Origin of the sequence: Mucilaginibacter pineti (assembly GCF_900101875.1) — a bacterium.
In the GTDB taxonomy this organism is placed as follows: domain Bacteria; phylum Bacteroidota; class Bacteroidia; order Sphingobacteriales; family Sphingobacteriaceae; genus Mucilaginibacter; species Mucilaginibacter pineti.
In genome coordinates this window covers 25,115-49,819 of record NZ_FNAI01000009.1, presented here as the reverse complement: position 1 = coordinate 49,819, position 24,705 = coordinate 25,115, and the positions used below count along the sequence as shown (strand labels likewise).

Annotated in this window: 21 protein-coding genes and 1 tRNA gene; 13 read left to right on the top strand and 9 right to left on the bottom strand. The window is 40.9% G+C overall.

Translation table 11 applies throughout. The features are described from left to right. The first annotated feature begins 55 nt into the window (after nt 1-55). A complete protein-coding gene (locus BLS59_RS18510; protein ID WP_091151339.1) occupies nt 56-568 on the top strand; it encodes a gamma carbonic anhydrase family protein in 513 nt (170 codons plus the stop codon). On the opposite strand, the gene BLS59_RS18505 is transcribed toward BLS59_RS18510, so the two are convergent. The 5 genes from BLS59_RS18505 to BLS59_RS18485 form a co-directional block, all read right to left on the bottom strand. Next, entirely contained in the window at nt 558-2,198 is a 1,641-nt protein-coding gene (locus BLS59_RS18505) for an Ig-like domain-containing domain (protein ID WP_091151338.1), read from the bottom strand. The two genes, BLS59_RS18510 and BLS59_RS18505, sit on opposite strands and share 11 nt — an antisense overlap. 115 nt (nt 2,199-2,313) lie before the next feature. Further along, nucleotides 2,314-4,176 (bottom strand): tRNA uridine-5-carboxymethylaminomethyl(34) synthesis enzyme MnmG, encoded by a 1,863-nt coding sequence (gene mnmG / locus BLS59_RS18500; RefSeq protein ID WP_091151336.1) that lies wholly within the window; start codon nt 4,174-4,176, stop codon nt 2,314-2,316. A gap of 230 nt (nt 4,177-4,406) precedes the next feature. After that, a complete protein-coding gene (locus tag BLS59_RS18495; protein ID WP_091151334.1) occupies nt 4,407-4,652 on the bottom strand; it encodes a CBU_0592 family membrane protein in 246 nt (81 codons plus the stop codon). Then, nucleotides 4,653-6,512, bottom strand: coding sequence for an ABC-F family ATP-binding cassette domain-containing protein (locus BLS59_RS18490; protein ID WP_091151332.1), 1,860 nt, complete (start codon nt 6,510-6,512; stop codon nt 4,653-4,655). Then, nucleotides 6,509-7,165 (bottom strand): oxidoreductase, encoded by a 657-nt coding sequence (locus BLS59_RS18485; protein ID WP_091151330.1) that lies wholly within the window; start codon nt 7,163-7,165, stop codon nt 6,509-6,511. The genes BLS59_RS18490 and BLS59_RS18485 overlap by 4 nt, the downstream gene beginning before the upstream one ends. A gap of 84 nt (nt 7,166-7,249) precedes the next feature. Here BLS59_RS18485 and BLS59_RS18480 point away from each other — a divergent pair, with 84 nt between their 5' ends. The 6 genes from BLS59_RS18480 to BLS59_RS18455 all read left to right on the top strand — a co-directional run bounded on the left by BLS59_RS18480 (nt 7,250) and on the right by BLS59_RS18455 (nt 12,770). After that, nucleotides 7,250-7,960, top strand: a complete 711-nt coding sequence (locus BLS59_RS18480; protein ID WP_091151328.1) for a pirin family protein — start codon at nt 7,250-7,252, stop codon at nt 7,958-7,960. Between the two features lie 94 nt (nt 7,961-8,054). Beyond that, nucleotides 8,055-8,831, top strand: a complete 777-nt coding sequence (locus BLS59_RS18475) for an MlaE family ABC transporter permease (protein WP_091151326.1) — start codon at nt 8,055-8,057, stop codon at nt 8,829-8,831. 1 nt (nt 8,832) lies between these two features. Then, entirely contained in the window at nt 8,833-9,618 is a 786-nt protein-coding gene (locus tag BLS59_RS18470) for an ABC transporter ATP-binding protein (RefSeq protein ID WP_091151324.1), read from the top strand. A 1-nt stretch (nt 9,619) separates the two neighbouring features. After that, complete coding sequence (locus BLS59_RS18465; RefSeq protein WP_091151322.1) at nt 9,620-10,420, top strand: MlaD family protein; 801 nt, start codon at nt 9,620-9,622, stop codon at nt 10,418-10,420. Nucleotides 10,421-10,490: 70 nt separating this feature from the next. Beyond that, on the top strand, nt 10,491-12,143 hold the full coding sequence (locus BLS59_RS18460) for a M1 family metallopeptidase (protein WP_240315275.1): 1,653 nt from the start codon (nt 10,491-10,493) through the stop codon (nt 12,141-12,143). Between the two features lie 237 nt (nt 12,144-12,380). Further along, complete coding sequence (locus tag BLS59_RS18455; protein ID WP_091151320.1) at nt 12,381-12,770, top strand: hypothetical protein; 390 nt, start codon at nt 12,381-12,383, stop codon at nt 12,768-12,770. A gap of 3 nt (nt 12,771-12,773) precedes the next feature. On the opposite strand, the gene BLS59_RS18450 is transcribed toward BLS59_RS18455, so the two are convergent. Continuing rightward, entirely contained in the window at nt 12,774-13,922 is a 1,149-nt protein-coding gene (locus BLS59_RS18450; protein WP_091151318.1) for an acyltransferase family protein, read from the bottom strand. Nucleotides 13,923-14,492: 570 nt separating this feature from the next. Here BLS59_RS18450 and BLS59_RS18445 point away from each other — a divergent pair. Further along, nucleotides 14,493-15,914, top strand: coding sequence for a carboxylesterase family protein (locus BLS59_RS18445; protein WP_091151316.1), 1,422 nt, complete (start codon nt 14,493-14,495; stop codon nt 15,912-15,914). Between the two features lie 111 nt (nt 15,915-16,025). Here the strand turns inward: BLS59_RS18445 and BLS59_RS18440 are convergent. Then, a tRNA-Met gene (locus tag BLS59_RS18440) sits at nt 16,026-16,098 on the bottom strand. Between the two features lie 144 nt (nt 16,099-16,242). Between BLS59_RS18440 and era the strand changes: the two genes are divergently transcribed. Next, nucleotides 16,243-17,118: a GTPase Era gene (gene era, locus BLS59_RS18435; RefSeq protein WP_091151314.1), complete on the top strand. Its 876-nt coding sequence runs from the start codon at nt 16,243-16,245 to the stop codon at nt 17,116-17,118. Between the two features lie 133 nt (nt 17,119-17,251). Continuing rightward, nucleotides 17,252-18,553 carry a ribosome biogenesis GTPase Der gene (gene der, locus BLS59_RS18430; protein WP_091151312.1) on the top strand — a complete coding sequence of 434 codons (1,302 nt, stop codon included), beginning with the start codon at nt 17,252-17,254 and terminating at the stop codon, nt 18,551-18,553. 198 nt (nt 18,554-18,751) lie between these two features. Here der and BLS59_RS18425 read toward each other — a convergent pair whose 3' ends face one another. Then, complete coding sequence (locus BLS59_RS18425) at nt 18,752-19,933, bottom strand: S41 family peptidase (RefSeq protein WP_240315288.1); 1,182 nt, start codon at nt 19,931-19,933, stop codon at nt 18,752-18,754. 509 nt (nt 19,934-20,442) lie between these two features. Between BLS59_RS18425 and murQ the strand changes: the two genes are divergently transcribed. Both murQ and BLS59_RS18415 read left to right on the top strand, forming a co-directional pair. Further along, nucleotides 20,443-21,249, top strand: coding sequence for an N-acetylmuramic acid 6-phosphate etherase (gene murQ / locus BLS59_RS18420; RefSeq protein WP_091151309.1), 807 nt, complete (start codon nt 20,443-20,445; stop codon nt 21,247-21,249). A gap of 90 nt (nt 21,250-21,339) precedes the next feature. Then, nucleotides 21,340-21,906 (top strand): hypothetical protein, encoded by a 567-nt coding sequence (locus BLS59_RS18415; protein ID WP_091151308.1) that lies wholly within the window; start codon nt 21,340-21,342, stop codon nt 21,904-21,906. A 93-nt stretch (nt 21,907-21,999) separates the two neighbouring features. Here the strand turns inward: BLS59_RS18415 and BLS59_RS18410 are convergent, their stop codons facing one another. Continuing rightward, entirely contained in the window at nt 22,000-23,325 is a 1,326-nt protein-coding gene (locus tag BLS59_RS18410; protein ID WP_091151306.1) for a D-alanyl-D-alanine carboxypeptidase, read from the bottom strand. A gap of 58 nt (nt 23,326-23,383) precedes the next feature. Between BLS59_RS18410 and BLS59_RS18405 the strand changes: the two genes are divergently transcribed. Continuing rightward, complete coding sequence (locus BLS59_RS18405) at nt 23,384-24,631, top strand: aspartyl protease family protein (protein WP_091151305.1); 1,248 nt, start codon at nt 23,384-23,386, stop codon at nt 24,629-24,631. Nucleotides 24,632-24,705: the final 74 nt, after the last annotated feature.

Sequence of the window (24,705 nt, the reverse complement as noted above, 5' to 3'; positions counted from 1 at the left end):
ACATAAATAAAAAATTTGTTCCATCACTAATTCGCTAACTCACTAATTAAAATATATGCCTGTTATACTACCTGTAAAAGATAAAAGCCCGGTCTGGGGAAATGATTGCTTTATAGCGCCTAATGCTACCATAGTTGGCGATGTGGTGATGGGTAATAACTGTTCGGTATGGTTTAATGCAGTAATTAGAGGTGATGTGCATTACATTAAAATTGGTGATAATACCAATATACAGGATGGAGCAGTAATCCATGCTACCTACTTAAATGCGCCAACTAATATAGGTAATTATGTTTCTATAGGTCATAACGCGCTTGTACATGGTTGTACGCTGCACAACAATGTGCTGGTAGGTATGGGTGCAATTGTGATGGATCATGCTGTGGTGAACGAATTTGTTATCATAGCAGCTGGTGCTGTAGTATTGGAAAATACCATTTGCGAGTCAGGTTATCTGTATGCCGGCATTCCCGCTAAAAAGATAAAACCACTAACCGACGAACAGAAAGCTATGCTCGTTAAATTGCCCGATAACTATATTATGTACTCCGGTTGGTTTAATAGGTAATTGGTTCTTTTGGTATGGTAACAGGTTCTTCGGCTTCCCAATTTGGCCTAAGGGAGATTTGTTTTTCGTAGAGCCATATATTTTCTGGCTGATGTTTTTGTTTTACATTACCACTATCCCATTTTCCGTTTCGGTTTTCATCATATATCACCCTGATCATGTATTTAGCCGTTAAGTAATTTTTATAGCTGATAGCGGTATTTTTAGTGATGGGCGTACTTTGCAACACCACCTTGTCGGCCGTTAACAGTTCTACAACATAAGCCTTTGAGGTATCGGGCACAGTTACTTTAACGGTGAGGTTACTATAATTCTCAATTTTATCTAACGTGAATTTTTTAGAAACTCTTTTATTTTTATCGCCATATATATCAGTAAAAGCACCGTCGTTAAATATAAGTTCGTACTTAACATTTTCGCGCCACCTGTTTTTTAGGGTGAAAGTTTTAACGTTACCCGTATCCTTTTGAAGCGTGAAATCATTAACAGCTACAGAATCTTCATTAAGTGTTATCTGCGAGTTATCAACCGTTTCTGTAGGTAAGTTGGGCGTTATTATAAGGTCGGTGCCAGGTTTTAGTTTGTCATTTGATATATCGTATTTAAAAGATATAACACGCGTAAACGACTCCTTCTTTTGCTTTAAGATGTATACAGTATCAATTGGTTTACTGTTATCAAAAAAAGCAACCCGTATAGAATCGAAACTCATGTTTTTTACATAAACAGACGCGGTATCTTTCGTTTTACTAAAGCTCGCATATTTTTGATTGTCGATACCATCCGGATAAATAATTTTAATTGATGGTTTTAATAAACCTTTGTTAAAAACAAACAGCATTTTACCATCGATATCAAATCTTTTTTCAGCGATTCTGAATTTATCCGGATCTGATTTAAAAAGGTTTAGTTTAACGTTACTGGTATCCGATTTAAGATTGATTGATTTTTTAAGGAAACCTATTAACTCCTGATCATTATCAAATATCTTATTAGGGCTTGCCTCTTTCAAAGCATAAATCCGGTATTCGTTTTCATGTAAGTTGTTTAAACTGAAATTCCCTACTGAATCTGTAGTGGTAAAAATACTCGGCTTCTTTTTACCAAATAGCAGTGAATCCTGTTTAACAGGAAAAAGCATCACCGTAACATCTTTTTCCTTTTCCTGGGTAACGGTGTTTGTAACGGTGCCAGAAATACTCAATGAATCTATATGCGGGCCCGTCGAAAAAACGTAGGTGAAATTTTTCATCACGTTGCTTTCGTTAACATCCTGAATGGCCTTGCCGAAGTTTATGACATAGGTGGTGTTTTTTTGCAGTGTATCTTTAAACTGAATCCTTAGCTTCCTTTTGTTTGAAGAGTACTCCGGTTGTTTTTCCATCGTCGGGCTCATGCTTATTTCCTGGTACTGATTGGTGAGTTTTATAAACTCGTCAAATTCCATGTTGATTTCTTTGGCCGCAAAATTTCTGGTTTTGTTTGCCGGTACTGCCTTCACCAAAGTAGGAGGGGTGACGTCACGCGGACCTCCCTGGGGTGGTTGTTGCGCAGCGCAGCCATAAATGAACAAAGCGACAATTATTAAGAGTGAAAAATTGTGAAAATTGGCCAATTTTTTATTTAACATGGTTTTTAGGCGATATAAGCGATTTTTATGTTTTTATGAACGGTAATATTAAAATTCTAAAATAATTGATTTAAAACGATATTTTATAATGTATTAGTTATCAATTAGTTACATACTATCTGGATACATGAACCATTAAAACTGAAATATCCGACGGCGATACGCCAGAAATTCGTGAAGCCTGGCCTAAAGTGCGAGGTTTTATTTTCATCAACTTTTCGCGGGCTTCTTTTGATAATGATCCTAATGTATGATAATCAAAATTTGGATTTATTTCCCGGTCTTCCATTTTCTTCATCCGGTCAACAATTTCCAATTCTTTTATAAAGTAACTCTCATATTTGATTTTTATTTCAGCCTGCTCAATAGTTTCTTTATCATAGGCCGATAATAATTCTGTCAAGGCTGGATCGGCCTTTTTCAGGTCATTAAAACCAATTTGCGGTCGGCTTAATAAATTAAATAATTTGGCTCCCTGTGATATCGCGCTCGTGCCCAATTCGGCAAGTAAGCCGTTTACGTTTGACGGATCGATGGATTTGCTTTTGGTATAGGCAACAATATCATCGGAGTTTTTTATCTTCTGGTTTACCTTTTCTAAACGTTCATCACTGATTAATCCTAATTCATGCCCCATCGGGCTTAACCTGATATCGGCATTATCCTGGCGCAGGAGTAAGCGGTGTTCGGCTCTTGAAGTAAACATGCGGTAGGGCTCTTCGGTACCCTTGGTCACCAGGTCGTCTATTAGAACGCCGATGTATGATTCCGATCTTTTAAGGATCAGCTCATGTTTATCGTTAATCTTTTGGTGTGCGTTGATACCCGCTATGAAGCCTTGGGATGCTGCTTCTTCATAACCGGTGGTGCCGTTTATCTGGCCGGCAAAGTAAAGATTGCTTATCAATTTGGTTTCTAAAGTTAAGCCAAGCTGAGTAGGCGGGAAGTAATCGTACTCAATAGCATAGCCCGGGCGGAACATTTTTGCTGTTTCAAATCCAGGTATTTTGGTAAGCGCTTTGTATTGTACATCCTCGGGTAGGGAGGTCGAGAAACCATTTACGTAGATCTCGCAGGTGTTTAAACCTTCCGGTTCAACAAATATCTGGTGACGTTCTCGCTCTGCAAAGCGGTTGATCTTGTCTTCAATTGATGGGCAATAGCGTGGACCTAAACCTTTAATTCTACCTGTAAACATGGGCGACTTTTCAAAGCCTTCCTTTAATGTTTCATGTACATCGGTATTGGTATAGGTTATCCAGCAGCAGCGTTGTTCCTTTATCTGTTTTACATCGGTATAAGAAAAACGACCGCGATCTTCATCGCCCCATTGCTCTTCCATCAGGCTATAGTTTAGGCTGCGACCGTCAACACGGGGAGGGGTACCAGTCTTCATTCTGCCTGCATCAAAACCTAATTGGGTTAGTTGTTCGGTAAGGCCGGTAGCTGCTTTTTCACCTGCACGGCCACCGCCAAATTTCTTTTCACCTATATGTATAATGCCATTCAGAAAGGTTCCATTAGTAAGCACAACTGAGTCGGCTTCTATCTCAATACCTATAGATGTACGTACGCCCGCGACCGTATTTCCCTTTACTAAAAGGGAAGAAACAGTGTCTTGCCAGAAGTCTACATTAGGTGTTCTTTCTAAAGCCAAACGCCATTCTTCGGCAAAGCGCATACGATCGCTTTGGGCTCTGGGACTCCACATGGCGGGGCCTTTTGATAGGTTAAGCATCCTAAATTGCAGGGAGGTTTTATCGGTAATTATCCCCGAATAGCCACCTAAAGCATCTATTTCACGCACAATTTGGCCCTTTGCAACACCGCCCATAGCAGGATTACAACTCATCTGTGCAATGGTTCCCATATTCATGGTAATCAGTAAAACAGATGATCCCAAGTTGGCGGCAGCAGCAGCAGCTTCACAACCTGCATGCCCGGCTCCAACAACAATAACGTTATATTTCCTAAACATTTTATACCTCCATGTTCCCCGTGGAACACTTAATATTCTTATTGATTTTGCTTAATTAAGCATATAATCACGCTTAATTTATTACATGTTCCACGTGGAACATGTGTATTATTTTACTATATCATTGCGAGGGACGAGGCAATCTCCTTATAAGTAGTGGACTTGTTTAATGAGATTGCTTCATTCTTCGCAATGGCATTATATATAGAATAGATACAAAATTAGCTATCCTATACTGATGTTCCACGTGGAACTTTGAATAATGACACCAATGCAACAGTGCCCCAAACGGCCTCTAATACCACAAAAGGATAAAAACTTACCATGTATGATGCATAGCAACAGGTGCCTGCGCCTGCAAAATTCAGTAGTTTATAAACTTTGCTTTCTGACGATAGCTTACCCATCAAATTAAGCATAAATGCTATTAAAAGTATAATAACACCTGTAGAAGCTATGATATCTGATGTTTTCATTTATGCTTCTTTTAGTTCTGTTAACTCAATCCAACGGGCACTTTTAGTATCCAGTTTAGTGTTCAGATCAGCTATCTGTGCCATAATTTCATTAAGCTTTACAAGCTCAATGCCAACCTTATTTAGCTGGTCGGTTTTATCTTTTATGCTGTTTTCTATAACAGTTATTTCGGCCTCAATAGTTTCCAACTCCTTTGTTTCCTTAAAGCTTAACTTGCTTTTTTTAGGGGCCGTTACAGGGGCAACAGAGGGTGCTATTTTTTTGCTTTGTTTGGCTTCCTCTAATTCTATCCTGTATGATGAGTAATTGCCATTATAGATTCTTACATGGCCGTTACCTTCCATAATAAATAGCTGGTCGGTTAGTTTATCCAATAGATACCTATCGTGCGATACCATCATTAATATACCCGAGTAATTGGTTAAAAACTCCTCTAATACATTCAGCGTATCAATATCCAAATCATTGGTAGGCTCATCCAGTATCAGGAAGTTAGGGTTCTTCATCAGGATGCTCATCAGTTGCAGGCGTTTCTTTTCGCCACCACTAAGTTTTGATATAAAACCATACTGCTTGGCAGGAGGGAAGAGGAACAGCGTAAGCAGGGCAGATGCCGAGATCATCTTTCCATCAGCCATAGTTATAAACTCGGCCACATTCTTCACCACATCAATTACACGTTCATCATCCTTAAATACAATGCCCGATTGATGGAAGTAGCCTATCACGGTAGTTTCGCCTTTTACAATGGTTCCCTTATCGGGTTGTAATGAGCCTGTAATTAAATTAAGCAGGGTTGATTTACCGGTACCGTTTTTACCGGCAAGACCAATCCTGTCTCCCTTTTTAAATACGTAGCTAAAGTTTTCTATATAGGTATTGCCATTAAAACCTTTGCCCAAGTGCTCCATTTCCATGATCTTATTACCCTGACGCGCCGTTTTAACACTCAGCTCAACTTTTTCACGGATTCCGCCGCTCTTGGTTTTTTCTTCCAGATCATAATAAGCATCAATACGAGCCTTTGATTTGGTACCCCGTGCTTGCGGCTGGCGGCGCATCCATTCCAATTCCTTGCGTAATAAATTGCTGTTCTTTTGAAACGATGCTTCGTCAGATGCATCACGTTCGGCCTTCTTCTCCAGGTAATAACCATAGCTGCCGTTATAAGGAACTATCTTACCACGATCTATCTCCAATATCTCGTTACATACGTTATCCAGGAAATACCTGTCGTGCGTAACCATCAATATAGTTTTTGAGCCATCGGTCAATAATTTCTCGAGCCACTCAATGGTATCAATGTCCAGGTGATTGGTAGGCTCATCTAAAATATAAATATCCGGATCTTCAATAAGCAGCTTGGCCAATGCCAAACGTTTCTTTTGTCCGCCCGATAGGGTAGTGATATGCTGATTAAGGTGATGTATATCCAGGCGGCCTAAAATGGTTTTTATTTTGTACTCATATTCCCAGGCGTCAACCTCGCTCATTTCCTCCATTACCTTTTCAATGGCTTTGGCATTGTCCGGGTCGTTTTCCAAAAGTTCTTCATACTTACGGATCATCTGCTGCTGCACATCATCTGCATGAAAAATATAATCGCTGATGGTAACTGCATCCTTAAAGCCGGGGTCCTGCTCCAGGTAACCCATGTTAAGGTCGCGGGCCTGAACCACCTTGCCTTCAGTTGGTTTTATGTAACCGGCTAAAAGTTTTAATAAGGTAGATTTACCGGCGCCGTTAACACCAACCAATGCCACCCTGCGGCCGCGGTTAATGCCTATGGTTATATTTTTAAATAACCAGTTGTCATGAAATTGATGGCCAAGGTTCTCGGCAGATAGATAAGTACTCACGATAGTTGTTTTATTTGATCAGACTCATAAATAAACAAGCCCGTATTGTGTTTTGTTGACTGCTTAAACATGGCCATAGCCACGGTTTCGGCAGGGATACTCCTGTATTTCTTTAATCCGCCAAACAGCAGCGGATCTATAAGTTTATAGATAACTGTTATAAGCTTTTCTCCTGCCCGCTTTTCTTTTCTGTCGCCGGTTAATAACGCCGGGCGATAGATATGCAAAGCAGGAAGGTTTAACCCTTGCAGGTCGGCCTCGGTTTCACCCTTAATTTTAGGATAAAAAAATGACGACGACACGTTTGCGCCCAATGATGAAACCAGGTGATACTGTTTAACGCCGTTTTTAAGAGCTAATTGCGCCAGTTGAACAGGATAATCATGATCTATCTTACGATAGATTGCCTTATCCGGTGTTTTTGCATTGGTTGTGCCTAAGCAGCAGAAAACAGCATGTCCTGTTAATTCATGCGCATAGTTGTCCAACTGGTCGAAATTTGTTACAAGCTGGGTTAATTTTTTATGCTGAATTGGTAATTCTTTTCTGACCAGAATTAAAACTTCGTCATAAAATTTCTCCTGCAACAAAATGTCCAGCAATTTACTGCCAATTAGTCCGCTTGAACCTGCAATAATAGCTTTATTTGCCATTGGGTATTAGTTTTTTGCAAAAATACATAATATTAAATTGTGGAATGAATATTGTATGTTTAAACATATAAATAGATAATCATCATGAAAACAATATTTTATCCCGAAAATGAACGTGGCAAAAACAATATTGGCTGGTTAAAAGCAAACTTCTCTTTTAGCTTTGGCCCATATTATAACCCCGATAAAATTCACTTTGGTGCGCTAAGGGTATTAAATGACGATATTATAGCAGGCGGCAAGGGTTTTGGATCACACCCACATGATAATATGGAGATAGTGACCATTCCATTAGAGGGCGGTTTAGAGCATCAGGACAACATGGGTAATAAAGGCGTTATTAATGCCGGCGATGTACAGGTAATGTCGGCAGGAACAGGCGTTTATCACTCCGAATACAATGCTTCGGCAACGGATACTGCCAAAACGCTGCAGATCTGGCTTTTCCCGAAGGAAAGGAATGTTACCCCACGGTACGATCAGAAAAGCTTTACTAACGATTTTAAATTAAATGATCTTACCACCCTGGTATCGCCGGATAGAAGCGAGGGAAACCTTTGGCTGCATCAGGACGCTACCTTTAGCATGGGTACCTTTGAAGCAGGACAGCCGTTAAATTATGACATTAAAACTGCTGGTAATGGTGCTTATATCTTTGTTTTGGACGGAAAAGCTAAAATAAACAGCACGGTTTTAAACAAACGCGATGCCATTGGTGTTTATGATACCAGTTCATTTACAATTGAAACCGAAGAACTTACCCGTTTCCTGATCATTGATGTACCAATGATATAAACCTGCAAGCCGATCCTTAAGGTGATTTTTCTTGAACTGCAAAACATTTTGAAGATACATTGTTGTATCTCTCGAATTTATTATCCTATAAAAAATGGCAGAACAAGTAATCACCGGATGGCGGAAGTGGATGCTGGGCATTGGGGAGCAATGCGTTTTCTTTGCCCGGTTTTTCAGAAATATATTTGCCGGCGGCTTCGAGTGGTCGGAGTTTGTGCGGCAGTGTTACGAAATAGGCTATCGGTCCATGATGCTGGTGGGTATCACCTCCTTTATCATGGGCCTGGTGCTTATCCTGCAGCTGCGGCCATCATTGGTTGAACTTGGTGCGGCAAGCATGCTGCCTAAAACGCTTGCGGTATCCTTTATCCGTGAAATTGGGCCGGTTATTACTGCCATTATTTGTGCCGGTAAAATAGCCTCCAGCATAGGTGCCGAGTTGGGCAGCATGAAGGTTACCGAGCAGATCGACGCCATGGAGGTATCGGGTGCCAATCCGCTTCAATACTTGGTTGTTACGCGCATTTTAGCCACCAGCCTCATGGTGCCGCTGCTATGTATTATAGGCGATGCTATAGGCCTGTTTGGCGGCTTCCTGGCCCTTAATTTTACAGACAGCATCAGCTTTTCCCTCTACTTTAATAAGTGTATTGCTTCCCTTGATTTCTCGGATTTTTTACCGGCGGTAGTTAAGTCAGTATTTTTTGGCTTCGCGATAGGTTTTGTGGGATGTTATAAGGGCTACAACTCCAATAAAGGAACAGAAAGTGTTGGTATCGCCGCAAACTCGGCAGTGGTAACAGCTTCTTTATGGATCTTTTTTATTGATGCCATAGCTGTTCAGATCACCAGTTTATTATTTTATAAATAAGATGGCAGTTGCAAAAGAACATATCGAACCTAAAAAGAAAGCATCTGCACAAAAGGATGAGGTGGTGATTCATGCCCAGGGCGTAAAAAAAGCGTTTGGTGATAAAAAAGTGCTTAAAAATATCACTTTCGATCTTAAACGGGGCGAAAACATGGTGGTTTTGGGCAAATCGGGCCAGGGAAAATCGGTTACCATACAATGTGTTGTTGGCCTGCTTAAACCCGATGAAGGCACCCTTGATGTTTTTGGTGAAAACGTAGCCGAAATGAATGACGATGAGCTGAAACAGCTCCGGATTAAAATAGGGTTCCTTTTTCAGAGCGGGGCACTGTATGATAGCATGACCGTTCGCGAAAACCTGGAGTTTCCATTAACCCGCGTTCTCAAACTTACCGATCAATCAGAAATCGGCAAGAAAGTAGAAGAGGTGCTGGACGGGGTAGGGTTGTTAGATGCGATCGACAAATTACCGTCAGATCTTTCCGGAGGTATGCGCAAGCGTGTTGGCCTGGCACGAACGCTTATTGTTAACCCGGAGATTATGCTTTACGATGAGCCGACAACAGGTTTAGACCCCATTACGTCGCGCGAGATCAGCGAACTGATCCTCAATATGCAAAAGAAATATAAAACATCATCCATCATAATTACCCACGATATGGAGTGCGCCCGCATAACCGCCGACCGTATTGTTGTAATGAACGAGGGTGAATATATAGCAGAAGGCACTTTCAAAGAGCTGCAAAAGTCTGATAACGAAATTGTAAGATCATTTTTTAACGAATAATATGAAAACCACATCATCACAAAAAATAAAGATTGGTCTGTTCACCTTTGCCGGGTTAGTGGTATTGGTGCTGGCGATATTTTTTATCGGGAATCAAAAAAGCATGTTCAGCTCTACCTTTAACGTTTACGGTACCTTTAAAAACGTAAGTGGCTTGCAGGTAGGTAATAACGTGCGCTTTGCAGGTATCAATGTTGGCGTGGTACAATCCATCAACATAGTAACCGATAGCTCAGTAAGGGTTGATCTTACGTTGAATAACAGCGTAAAAAAATTCATCAAAACCGATTCAAAATTAAGTATAGGCAGCGATGGATTGATGGGCGATAAACTGGTTGTAGTTGCCCCAGGTGGTATAACCAGCCATGAAGAAATTCAAAATGGAGGCCGCTTAGGCTCTATTAACCCGGTTGATGTAGATAAGATAATTACTAAGCTCACCAAAGTTGCGGATAACGCCGAATCATTAACCACCGATCTGTCGCAAATTGTTGGGAAGATCAACAACGGCAAGGGTAGTATCGGTCGTTTACTCAATAACGATAATATGGCCAAAAACTTGGAAAGTACCGTGAAACAGGCACAAACCACCATGAAAACGGTACACGCCACTACCAACACCCTTAATGAGGACCTGACGGCAGCGCAGCATAACTTCCTGCTGAGGGGCTTCTTCAACAAAAAGAAAAAAGCCGCCCAGGCCAAACAGGATTCTATTAAAAAGGTACAGGAGCAGCAACAAAAAGACAAAGATAAAGCCACAAAAGATAAGGCAGATAAAGCGGATAAGGATAAGCAGTAAAAGGGGTTTAAAAAGTAAGCCCCTGATAATTTACCGGGGCCTTCCTTTTTAGTGATAGATTATAAAAATAATGATGCAAAAAGGCGTAAATCCCGGTATTTTTATAAACTTTACTTTTTATCTGTTTCGTATGATTTTTACCCCATCTATCCGCAAGGCATTAACAGTTGCCCTGGTTTCGGCTGCATTAGCTGCAAAGGCACAGGTTCCCGGCGCATCAATTGATGTTCAGCATTACACATTTGCTTTGCAGCTTAACGATGATAATAATAATATTAAAGGACAGGCGACGGTAGATATTAAATTTATAAAGGATGCCACATCCTTTAACCTCGACCTGGTAAAAAGGAATGCCTCGGACAAGGGGATGCTGGTATCCGAAATTACCGAGAAAGGCAAGAAGCTTAAGTTTGAGCAGGATAGCGCAACAGTAAAGATCTACGATGCAGCAAGAGCAACCAACAGGCGCAGCTATGTGATCACTTATGAGGGCATACCCGCCGATGGGTTGATTATATCTACCAATAACTATAAACACCGTACTTTTTTTGGGGATAACTGGCCCAATCGCGCCCATAACTGGCTGCCTTGTGTTGATGCTCCGGTAGATAAAGCAACTGTAGACTTCATTGTTACCGCGCCCGATCATTACCAAGTGGTTTCAAACGGGCTAAAGCTGGAGGAAATGGCGCAGCCTAACCATTTAAAACTTACCCACTGGCAGGAAAACGCGGTATTGCCAACCAAAGTAATGGTTATAGGTGTAGCCGATTTTGCCATTGAACACACCGGCGACGTTAAAGGCATCCCGGTTTATACATATGTATTTCCTGAAAATAAAGACCAGGGCTTCAAAAACTATTTTATTGCCAAGGATATCCTACCTTTTTATATCAGCAAGGTTGGGCCTTTTGCATATGAAAAACTGGCCAATGTGCAATCAAAAACCATATTTGGCGGCATGGAGAATGCAAGCGCTATCTTTTACTTCGAAGAATCATACAAAACGCCGGATATTGAAGAACTGATGGCCCATGAAATAGCCCACCAGTGGTTTGGCGATGCAGCAAGCGAGAAAAGTTTTGCACACCTATGGTTGAGCGAGGGCTTTGCTACCTATATGACGCACCTATACCTCGAAAATAAATATGGCCCAGACACGCTGAAAAAACGCCTTACAGCCGAACGGGAAAAGGTTATCGGTTTTGAAAAAGAGCGGTTTACACCTGTTGTTGACACCGTGGTTAAAGGCCAGTACATGCAATTACTTAATGCCAACAGCTATCAAAAAGGGGGTTGGGCGCTTCATATGCTCAGGCGAAAACTGGGCGATGCATTGTTTTGGAAAGGGGTAAGTAACTACTATGCTAAATACAACGGCGGCAATGCCAATACAGATGATCTGCGCCGTATAATGGAGCAAACCAGCGGTCAGGATTTGAAAGTGTTCTTTAAGCAATGGCTCCGTACTGCCGGCCATCCTGATCTGGGAATCAGCTGGACATACGATGCGGCAAAAGCCGTGGTTAATGTAACTGTGGATCAAAAGCAAACCGGCCTATATGACCTTACCCTGCAGATAGCAATTGATGGCCAGTTGCACAACATCAGCATAAAAAATAAAACGACAACCGTGCTTCTGCCATCAAAAACAAAACCTGAATCGGTAGTTATTGACCCGGATGTTAACCTGCTGGCATCATTTGATGTAGTAGCTAAGTAATCTGAAGCCATGCATCGATAGAGATAAAATGAGTTAGCTGTAAAAAAGTCAATAATTAAACCACTCCGCAGGAAATTTTAAAACGGACAAAGGTATTTATTACCAATATTTTAAAAGTGTGAAAAAACAACTATTTGTTAAATATTCACAATAAAATTTGGCACATTGCGTTATTAACAAAATAACATATAATTACTACGGTAATTATTTAACTATTAACCTTAAAACCATAACGCTATGAAAGCCGCAGAAATCTCAAAATCCGTTTATGTAACTGCTTACAGATGGAGCTACAAAAATTTTGGACAAGGTGGTTTACCTAAGTTCAACTCGCTGTTTGGCGTAAGTTTCCTGATGATTATTTTGCTTACTAATTTGCTTATGGTGGCGCAGCTTTGTTTAAATGCAAGGTGGTTTAGCGTAAATGCTACATCAGGTATTTACATGTTGCTGGGTGCGGCAGGTGCTTTGCTGTTAAATTATTTCATTCTGCTGAATAATGGGCGCTTCAAAAAACTTAATGTGGCGTTCGAAAAAATGAGCAAAAATAACCAAAACACATGGTCGGTAATGCTAATGGTTTGTGTAATGGTTTCCTGCGTATTTTTGCTGTTTATAAGTAAATAAGCCCTAAAGATCGCGAAGTGCTGTAAAGGGTTTTTCAAAGTACTTATAGAGCAGCGCGGCTATTACAATAGTTAAAAACCAAAAAGAGAAATAATTAATAGGGGCTAAATGCTCTGGCGAAATGTTGTTAAACAGCCATTTATCCAGAAAGCCAATCGCATAAGTTTTAATCAGCGAGTAGTTAATGAGGTATACAGCGTATGAGATTATGCTGAACCGGGTTATTACCCGATAGATAAACCCCTCGCCGGTTTTTAATTCCGTTACCAATGGTATCAGGCATAAAAAGCCAATAGGTTGAATGCTGAAGTAAATTACCAGACGATAAATAGGAACCCATTGCCCTGTTATGTATTGGAGATAACCGATATATAATAGGGCAATTCCCGTTATAAAAAGCGTTTTCTTATAGCGCTTCCATATTTCAGGATAGTAGGCGGCACAAAAAGCTCCTAATACCCCATACATCAAACTATCCAGCCGGGTAATCACCTGTTTCCTGAAATTAGCATCAATCTGCTCCGGTACAATATCCGGCCAGCAACTATACCTGTAATACCTGAACCAGGTGGAAAACGCTATTACCCCCAGCACGACTAGCAAGATAGATGCTTTGGGCCTAAACCAGTAAACAGCCGTCATTATAAACAGGAAAACCGGTATCAGCAGGTAAAACCATTCTTCGATACTAAGCGACCATGATTCGGGGAAGAAATAGTCGGGCAGGGGCTCTTTAAAATTTGCGTAGAAATAAAAGTAGCTTTTTACCTGTTCAAAGCCCGTTATTGTTTTGGAATGCGTGCCCAGGAGCAATAGTATAAATGATATTAAAAGATAGTTGGGAAGCGTTCTGAACCAGCGCCTTTTCCAAAAATTGAAAAGCGTTTTAAAGGAGATCTTTTCTTTTTCGAAAGTTCTGATCAAAATACCGCCGATCAAAAATCCGCTGAGCACGAAAAAGAGCGTTACTCCATCGAGGTTAAGCTTCAAAAGTACTTTAGACAGCATGGAGTTTGGATTAAAAAAATGTGCGCTATGTACGTTAAGCACAAAAAAGATAGCCAGGGCCCTTAAAATATCCAGCCCATAATTCCTGTTTTTATCGAAATCAATTGTAAGTATATTTTTAAATTTCGATAGCGGATTGTTCATAAAGTGTGCCGGCCGGTGAAATGATTACGCCGGGGTTTATACAATGGTTGCCACCAGGCAGTAAATTATTTACTGCCCAGATATTATATGAAGATGAATGCTGCAAGCCCCAAACTTAAACCTACCACATTAATTACCTACCACATTAATTAAGGTATATGATTTATTTTTGATCAAATTGCGATAGGTAACCAGAAGGAGATTGCGTAGCATAGCATGAGTTTTTCGCTAATTTAATAATTTCAACAGCTACGATAGCGATTTACGGGCACCAAAATTTAACGTAAAGCCGCTTTATTATCCCAAATCTAATCGTAGTGATAGAAAGAATTGAACATCCGTTAGCTACCCAACATATGGGGATCGACGAGTTACCAAATATTTCGGATCGAGATTTTACTTTTATCAGGTAGCCTCCTCAACCATTTATTAATGGTCTTAAACTTTTAATAAATATTTTACTTTAAATTAGTTCACAAATTTCATTAAATGCAACGCAATGCCGTTTGTTTTGAGATGCCCGCCCCAACATCTTGCAGATATAATTAAACCATCCAAAACAGAATAACTATGAATAAAAGTCTTTATCATTTTGGGATCTTTTTTTTAGGATTAACTGTCGCTTGCGGCTTGGCTCAGGGAATATTTCAATTGCTTTTTGGAGCTTCACTTTTTACGCAGAATTCATTTATTGCCTGGTTTTTAATGATGCATATTGTTGCAACAACAGGAGTGATAATCGTGTTGAAATACTATCACTATCAGAAGTATTGGGCGGCTTTCTATACAGGAATTATGGCAACGATAGCAAGCCTTGGTTATAATGTTATTTTTTTGACAATGTTATTATCAAGATCATCAAGCAACTATTATGTACCTGCAATTCTTATTTCTTTATGTATCACCATTATATATGCGCTGATCCTTATTTTTTCTGGTACCGGAAAAAAAACTTGGTTAAGGATAGGCGGCGCTTACATCTTAGTATTAGGTTTGATTTTAGCCCCCTCCATTGGCTGGTCCCTGCTATCCAAAGATGTTCAACTTAATAGCATATTAGCAAAAGTTGCCCAATGGGCCTCAATGGCTGGCGGTTTGGTTCCTATCCCATTTATGATACATTTTTTAGGTGAGATTAAGCTATTAAATACGGAAAACACGAGTCCTGTTAAAGAGTCTTTTAAAGTTACACTGGGTATTGTTCGAGCATTCGCTTTAATTGTGGTATTAATTCTCGGAGTGATGCTAACTTCCGAAGGTAATTCGTCAAAATATTGGGAGAATGTAAATTTTGAAAGCACCCAAAGAATGGCTCAATTATTTGAGTCCCGCACCTTTGTAAACAGTAAAGGCGATACCTTATTTTATCATTTACTAAAGCCATTAAATTTCGATCCCGCAAAGAAGTATCCTTTGGTTGTAAGTCTGCCTTATGGTGGCCAACCCGCTACTGATAAGGTCAGGCAAATGGAAGGCGCTGTGGCAGCTGAGGTATTATCAACCAATATTAATAGAACAAATTATCCTGCATTCCTTTTTATACCAAATTGCCCGCCCGGATCTGGGTGGGGAGGTATTCCTAATTATCCATCTGTAGATTCATTAGTTTATGAAGCCATTAGCTCACTGGATAAAGAACCCGGAATAGATGTAAAAAGACGCTACGTTACTGGCTTATCAAGAGGAGGTTACGGAGCCTGGCATTTTATCTGTACCCGTCCGGATATGTTTGCCGCCGCAATACCTGTTAGTGGGGGTGAAGATCCTAAACTTGCCTCCAGGATCGTTAATATCCCCGTATGGGCATTTCACGGTGCTAAAGACAAAAACGTTCCGGTTAGCGGTTCACGAGGCATGATCGAAGCGATGAGGAAAGCAGGCGGAAATCCCAAATACACCGAGTTTCCAAATGAAGGCCATAACATTTGGTACCAGGTTAGTATCACCCCGGGCCTATGGGACTGGCTTTTTGCCCAGAAACGCAATCAATAACTGTTAATTATCGTTAGTAATATCCTTATCTAGATCATACAGGATCAGCTGAAAACACTCTAAACGTAAAAGCCTCAAATCTTTCGACTTGAGGCTTTTACTTTGATCAGGTAGCGGGAGCAGGACTCGAACCTACGACCTTCGGGTTATGAGCCCGACGAGCTACCAACTGCTCCATCCCGCACTGTTATTCTTATATGTTGCGATCCGTCATAACTTCGGAAAGTTCCTTCCAATTGTCAAAATGCAATTTGCACTCCGTTTTAATTGGACTGCAAAGATATAATTCGTTTCTTTGCAGTCCAAATATATTTTTAATTATTTTTATATGAGTCACAAAGCAGGTTTTGTAAGCATAATTGGTAAGCCAAACGCAGGTAAGTCAACCCTTATGAACGCGCTTGTTGGCGAAAAAATGTCAATCATCACCCCAAAAGCGCAAACAACTCGTCACCGTATTTTGGGAATGGTTAATACAGACGACTACCAAATCGTGTTTTCAGACACCCCGGGAGTTATTAAACCGCACTATGCACTGCACGAAAGCATGATGCACCAGGTTGATGGATCTATTGTAGATGCCGACCTTATTTTGCTGGTTACCGACATCTATGAAGAGTTTGATGAAACCGATGTACTTAAAAAACTGGAAGGCTCATTGGCCCCAATTGCGGTACTCATCAACAAAATAGACCAAAGTGACGAGGAAACTGTTAAAAAGAAAGTTGAGTTCTGGAACGAAAAGCTGCAGCCTAAAGCAATTTTCGCTATATCGGCCCTGTTAGGTCACAACGTTAAAGCCATTATGGATTTTGTTGTGGATAACCTTCCCGAACACCCTGCATATTACGAAAAAGATGCCCTTACAGACAGAAACGACCGCTTCTTTGCTTCAGAAATGATCCGTGCGCAACTGCTTAAACAATACAAAAAGGAAATCCCTTATAGTGCCGAGGTTATTGTAACCGCGTTTGTTGAAGGCGAAAAGCTTCACCGCATCAGCGCCGAAATTATTGTTGAACGCGATTCGCAAAAAAACATCATCATTGGTCAGGGAGGCAGCATGCTTAAAATTGTAGGCACATACGCCCGCCGGGATATGGAGGAGTTTTTTCAAAAGAAGGTATTCCTGGAAATGTTTGTAAAGGTGATCCCGGATTGGCGCAGCAAAAAAAATTATCTTAAAAAATTCGGATACGAATAAACACAGATGTGAGATATTAGATTTGAGATAAATCTGGTATTTATAAATTAATCAAATAATTTTGATGTGGATTTGAATTGCTGGGCTGAATGGGCTCATATCTCAAATCTCACATCTCAAATCTAAACAAAGCATGAGTAATATAGTAGCCATAGTTGGCCGCCCCAACGTAGGCAAATCAACTTTATATAACCGCTTAACCGAAACCCGTAAAGCCATTGTCGACGATTTTAGCGGTGTAACCCGCGACAGACACTACGGTGTTGCCGAGTGGCTGAGCCACCAGTTCACCGTTATTGATACCGGCGGCTATGTAGCCAACTCCGAAGATGTTTTTGAGGCCGCCATACGCGAGCAGGTTGATATAGCTATTGAAGAAGCATCCGTTATTTTATTTGTAGTTGATGTTACTACTGGCATTACCGACCTTGACGATGAGATAGCCAGCCGCTTGCGTAAAAGCAAAAAACCCGTTTTTGTTGTGGTAAACAAACTTGATAATAATAACCAGGTAGCCGATGCCATGGTGTTTTATAGCCTGGGCCTGGGCGAGATCTACAGTATCTCATCAATGACAGGCTCTGGAACCGGCGAATTACTTGATGATGTTGTTAAGAATTTTGATGACGAGGTGCTGGAAGAAAACACCCGCCCCAAATACGCCATTGTTGGCAGGCCTAACGTGGGTAAATCATCTATCATTAACTCGCTTATTGGTAAAGACCGTAACATTGTTACCCCGATAGCAGGTACTACCCGCGATTCTATCCACATACACTACAACCAGTACGGTCATGATTTTATGCTGATCGATACTGCTGGGATGCGTAAAAAAACCAAGGTAAAGGAGAATATCGAATTTTACTCGGTTATGCGTACTATTAAGGCCCTTGAAGAGGCAGATGTGATCATCCTGATGATTGATGCTGTTGAGGGTATCGAATCGCAGGATATCAACATTTTTCACCTTGCCGAAAAGAACAAGAAAGGCATTATGGTAGTGGTGAACAAGTGGGATTTAATTGAGAAGAACAACAAAACCGTTAAGGTTTTTGAAGAAATGATAAGGGAAAAGATAGCGCCATTTACCGATGTGCCTATTGTATTTACATCTGTTACCGAAAAACAACGAGTGTTGAAGGTGATTGACGTAGCCAACCAGGTTTATGCAAACCGCGCCCGCAAAATCCCTACTTCAAAACTTAACGAAATAATGCTGCCGATAATTGAAAACTATCCGCCGCCATCTATTAAAGGTAAATACGTGAAAATTAAATATATCACTCAAATTGCCGGTACATCGCCCATGTTCGCATTCTTCTGTAATTTACCACAGTATGTAAAAGAACCGTATTACCGCTTTATTGAGAATAAATTAAGAGAGAACTTTGAGTTTTCCGGCGCACCAATACAGGTGTGGTTCAGGCAGAAATAAAGCTTCGGATGTGCAGATTTCAAATGTGCAGATATGCAGATGACTTTTTGATTATCTAATTTTCGGAAGCTGTTTTAAAACAAAAGAAGCGTCATTCTCTAAAAGGAATGACGCTTCTTTTTTACTTATGTTTTTTGTGACTCCAATTACACCGGCTTTCATCTGCATATCTGCGCATTTGAAATCGGCACATCTATCCTATTGAGCCAATGCTTTTTTAAACGCTACATCATTCACGTTCATCACTTCAAAAAATGCGTTGTCGCCCCATTTAAAGCGGGCAGCATTGGCTTTCAGGATACTCTTGATATAGTTTTTAGATACCAGCAATTCGCGCGAATCCATTTCTTTTAATGATTTGGACGCATACAGGATAAACTTATCAAACTCATCGTCGCTCACTGTAAAGTTTTTTACAAACTCGTCGCTGGTTGGATATTTGTTTAACACGGGCAGCATTTTATCTATCACGTATGCGGTAAAAAGTTGCAGATCGTTCAGGTTTTGTACCACCATTGAGTTTTCGGTAGTATCGGCCGGCACAAAAACATCGGGCATTATACCTCCCCCGCTGTAAACCTTTCGGCCGCTGCTGGTGTGGAACGACGAGCCTTTAAAAAGCAGTGTGTCTTTCCGGTTGCTTTCCTCAGAGAATAATTCGCCTTTGCGCATGCGTTGCGCAAGTTCATTACGATAACTATCTAATCCCCCCTTATATGATTTCTGGATTGATCTGCCCGATGGTGTGTAATACCTTGCCACGGTTAGGTTAACGGCCGATCCATCGCCAAAAGGATATTGCTGTTGTACCAGCCCCTTACCAAACGACCGGCGACCAACAATAGTGGCCCTATCCAGATCCTGTAACGCGCCGGCCAATATCTCACTTGCCGATGCAGAATACTCATCTATAAGCACAGTAACCTTACCCTGCTGAAACAAGCCGGAATCTGTAGCAAAGTAATCTGTGCGCGGTTCATGAACACCTTTGGTATAAACAATCAGCTTACCCTTGTCCAAGAATTCGTCGGCCAGGGATGTTGCGGCACTTAGGTAGCCGCCGCCGTTGCCGCGTAAATCAAGCACCAGTTTATTTATTCCGTTTATTTTTAACTTTTTTAAAGCCACTTTAAAATCAACATCAGTAGTGGCTGCAAACTTGCTTATTTTGATATAGCCTGTGTTTGCATTGGCCAAATAGGCCGCATCTACGCTGCTGAGATCAACCCGGCCGCGTTTAATGGTAAGTGTTTTTGTCCCTTTACCGGCAGGGTTTTCAACCTCCATAACAATCGGTGAATCCTTATCGCCCCTAAAAATTTTGTCAACCTTATTGTTGGTGAGTTTAGTACCCGAGAATTTTTTATTATCAACATTAATAACCCGGTTCCCGGCAAATAAACCTGCCTTTGCTGCGGGGCCACCGGCATATACTGGGTAATTATCAGCGTATCGCGCAGCAACTGGTATTCGATACCGATACCGTTAAAACCGCCATCCAAACGTTCATTAATGGATTGCGCCTGCTGAGGCGGAAGATAAAGTGAATGCGGATCGAGGTTTTGGAGCAATTGATTAACCGATGCTCCCTCTATACTGTCGATATTAACACTGTCAACATAATTTTCGTCAACCAGCTGCAGCACTTTCGAGATCTTATCGGCGCCCGAGAATGAAAAGCCAAGGTTGCGGTCGGCAAAGTTTTTATCGCCTATCAGCATACCAATAGTAATCCCTAACAGCAACAGTATCAATGTCCGGAAAATAACACCCGCAGTCTTTTTCATATTACGCAAACAAAGTTAATCATTGCAGTATCAATAATTTTTATCATCACCCTTGCATTTGATGTTTTTTACCGAATTTTGTTATAAACTATTTTACATTAAATGGAAACCACTACCGAAAGGGAATCGCACTATAAAAACCTGGAGCTGCAATCGGTACGGGAAATCCTGGAAAACATTAACCGGGAAGATCAATCTGTTCCACTTGCTGTAGCTAAAGCACTGCCTCAAATTGAGCAGCTGGCAGCTATAACCGCGGCCCGTATGAAGGCTGGCGGTCGCTTGTTTTACATAGGTGCAGGCACCAGCGGCAGGCTTGGCGTGGTTGATGCATCAGAATGCCCTCCTACTTTTGGGGTACCATTTGATATGGTGGTAGGCATTATTGCCGGCGGCGATACCGCCATACGCAAAGCCGTTGAATTTGCTGAGGACAACACCGAACAAGCCTGGAAAGATCTTTTAGCATTCGATATAAATGATAAGGATGTGGTAGTAGGTATAGCCGCTTCGGGCACTACGCCATATGTTATTGGCGGCCTAAAGAAAGCTAATCAGCAAAATATTGTTACTGGCTGCATTGTATGCAATGGCGGCAGCCCGGTTGCAGTAGTAGCCCAATACCCGGTTGAGGTAGTTACCGGCCCCGAGTTTTTAACTGGATCCACAAGAATGAAGGCCGGTACTGCGCAAAAGCTGGTTTTAAATATGCTGAGCACCAGCGTTATGATACAGCTTGGCCGTGTTAAGGGAAATAAAATGGTTGATATGCAGTTAAGCAATAACAAACTGGTTCATCGCGGAGTCAAAATGGTGATGGATGAAACGGGTCTTAACGAGATCGAAGCCGAAGCGCTATTGAAAAAATACGGAAGTGTAAGAAATGCGGTAGAAGCGTTTAATAAATAATTTTTTGATGTGCAGATTTTCAGATGTGCAGATATGCAAATTATTCTATCTATCTGAAATCTGCATATCTGCACATTTGAAATCCAAGATATGCACGAGATAGAACCATATTACCGCTGGCGGGACGATTACATAGCAGCCGAGGACGAGTATTCGCCCTTTTATGCTACGGAGTATAGTGAGTTTGAGTTTGACAAGCAGGTATATAACTATCTGCTGCACCCGCAATGGGATTCATTCGGATCAAACACCTTATACCTGAAAGTTCTTTTTGCTGATTATGAAAAGGGTTATACCATAATTGAACTCATTGGCGAATGGAATGATGCCATCAACAATGATATCATGCTGCTTAAACGCGAGATCCTGGAACTAATGATTGATAACGGCATCAACCATTTTATACTGATAGGCGAAAACGTACTCAATTTTCACTCTTCTGATGATTGTTATTACGAAGAATGGTTTCAGGATGTGGAAGATGGCTGGATAGCCGGTATCAACTTCCGCGATCATGTAATAGATGAGTTTAAGAGCAATAATATTGATTACTACATCAACTTCGGCGGGGTGCTTGATAACCTCGGCTGGCGCAGTTTAAAGCCCATACAGGTATTTAAATTGGTTGAAGAACAACTGGTAAAGCGGTTGAGTTAATTTGAGGTACCAAAAGACTTATGAAGCTTTAAAAACTTCGTAAGTCTGCAATCTACGCAAACATAGGTTGCGAATTTATTTTTATGGGGCTTCCTAAAACTCCTCATGTATATAAGTCATCATTCTCACCATTTCGTCCCTGATCTCTTTTGTTGGCCTGATGAAATTATTGTTCATGAACGAGAATGCCAGGCGCTTGCCTTTACGGGTTACCAGGTAGCCGCTCTGGTTATAATTGTTTGACATGCTGCCTGTTTTAGCCCAGATAAAGACTTGCCCGTTATCGGTTTTATACGCGTTTTTAATAGTCCCCGATACGCCGCCAGCCGGCATCATGCTGTGTAATAACTGCTCATCTTTTACCTCATCTTTAATTTTGCACAATAGCGCCACGATGCTGCGGGGTGTAAACAAATTATAGCGCGATAGGCCAGAGCCATCAACCCATTTGGGCGCATCCGGCAAATCGTTTAAGTAATGGGTCTTTGAATAACTAATAACCGAATCGGTATTAAGCATGTTAAACTTTACCGACGAACATACCAGCAACAACTGCTCAGCAATAAAATTATCGCTCGGCTGCAACATTTGGCGATACACAGAATCGGCATTGGTATTATAAATTGTTTTACTGTTGGCGGTCATCGGCAGGTTAACGGGCCATACCGGCTTCTTTAACGTATCCTGCAACAAGGCAATGGTAAGTTCCCGGTTTGTTTTCCAGGGAATCTCCTGTTTGTATCCTTCGGGGATCGGTATTACCGGGTAAGTAAAATTATTTCCGGCAACATCGCGTTTAACTTTAAATGCGATGGGGTTATAATTAGCGTCAGGGTTCAGGAATCGTTTAAAGTAATTGGGCTTTACCTGCAAATTACCATCTTTATCGGCATATAGCAGGGCTACGTTATCTTCAATTGGCAGGGCGGTAAGCTCGGCCTGGTAGTAATCGTTATAATCGTCCCAGGCCCATCCTGGCCCTAATAGTTCATTTGTAAAACCAGCGGTTGAATAATAAAGTTTTTTATTGCTGCGCTGTAAAAATGCCAGTCCATTTACCCCCTTCAGGCTGCTATGCAAAAATGAAGGATCGCCAGTACCCCAGAATATTAGCGAATCGGCATGTTCCACATACCGCAAAGCGGGTATCGAATCCCCAAGTATTTTAAGGCAGGTATAAAAGGTAAATAGCTTGGTGTTTGATGCCGGAGTAAAATACTTATCTGCATTCCGTTCAAATATCATTTTCTTCTCGTCGAGGTCATACAGCGCAAAGCCGGTAAAATGATCCTTCATTATTTGCGAGTGCTTAAACAGTTTTTTTACCTTACGTTTTTTAATTGAACGGCTATAAACGGTATTACTACCAAGTAATAACCCGCCAATTATTATCATAAACGCAAATGTTGCCTTAAGCATAAATATTTATTTAATTAACCAATTAATGTTGTAAATTTAATATACCAATTATAATAACTTGTTACTTACACAATATCATAAAACAAAACAATTCCGGGCATTTGGGCTAACCTTTTTACTGCTGTTCTGCTTTATATCTGCAAGTGCCCAATACTTTGATTTGGATGCCCGTAAAAAAAAGGTCAATATCCCATTTAAGCTTGTTCGTAACCTTATCATCATAAAATTAAACATCAATAATAAAGGTCCCTTTAATTTTGTGTTGGATACCGGTGTGGGCCTCATGATTATAACCGACCCCAAATTAGTTGATTCCATTAGCATTCCTAACAAACGCACGTTAAAAATACCCGGCCTTGGCGAAGGAGAAGACACCGAAGCCTACGTAACATCATCATTAAATATTGATATACCCGGGCTTGTAAGTTATGATGTGGCGGCGGCCATACTTAAAACCGATCTTTTTAGCCTGTCGAGCTATGCCGGGATGCCAATTCATGGGCTATTGGGTTACGAGTTTTTTAACAACCTGGCTGTTAAAATAGATTTTCAGGATAGCACCATATCTGTTAGTCGCCCAAAAGATTTAAAGGTTTTCAGAAAAGGCTCCCTCGTGCCCATAACCGTTGAAGACAGAAAACCATATGTTGACTCAAAGGTATCCTTACAAACCGGCCAGGTTGTAAACAGCAAATTGATAATTGACTTGGGGGCAGGGCACCCGGTTTCATTAGAAAATATCGTTCAGCATTATGGCCTTCCACAAAAATTCATAGCCGCAGCCAACCTTGGTGTTGGTCTTAATGGGCAAATTAACGGCTATATAATAAGATTAGGTGCACTTGAAATTGGCAAGTTTAAAATAAAAAATGTTATTGCCTCTCTCCCTGAGATAAACAAAAATCAGGCAGAGCTATCTGTAAAAAGAGATGGCAACCTTGGAATAGGTATACTTAAGCGGTTTTCGGTAATATTTGATTATGCGGCTAATGCAATGTACTTGAAACCCAACTCTAATTTTAAAGAACCGTTTGAGCACGATATGAGCGGGCTTGAATATTACGCCGCCGGCGACCATCTTGAACACATTATCATTAATAGGGTTGAGCCGGGATCGGCAGCCGACGAGGTTGGATTGGAACGGGATGACGAAATAGTAGCCATAAACTTCAAGTCTGTAGCACAGATGAGCATGCAGGAAATTGATGAACTGCTAAAATCAAAAGACGATCGCAGTCTTTTACTTGATGTATATCACGATAAAAAACTGGACAAGGTTGTACTTACCCTAAAGCGCCGTATTTAACATAAATACTCCTTTTTTATGTAACAAAAGCGCTTCCGTGTTATCAAACGGAGAATTTTGTATAAGTTTACGTT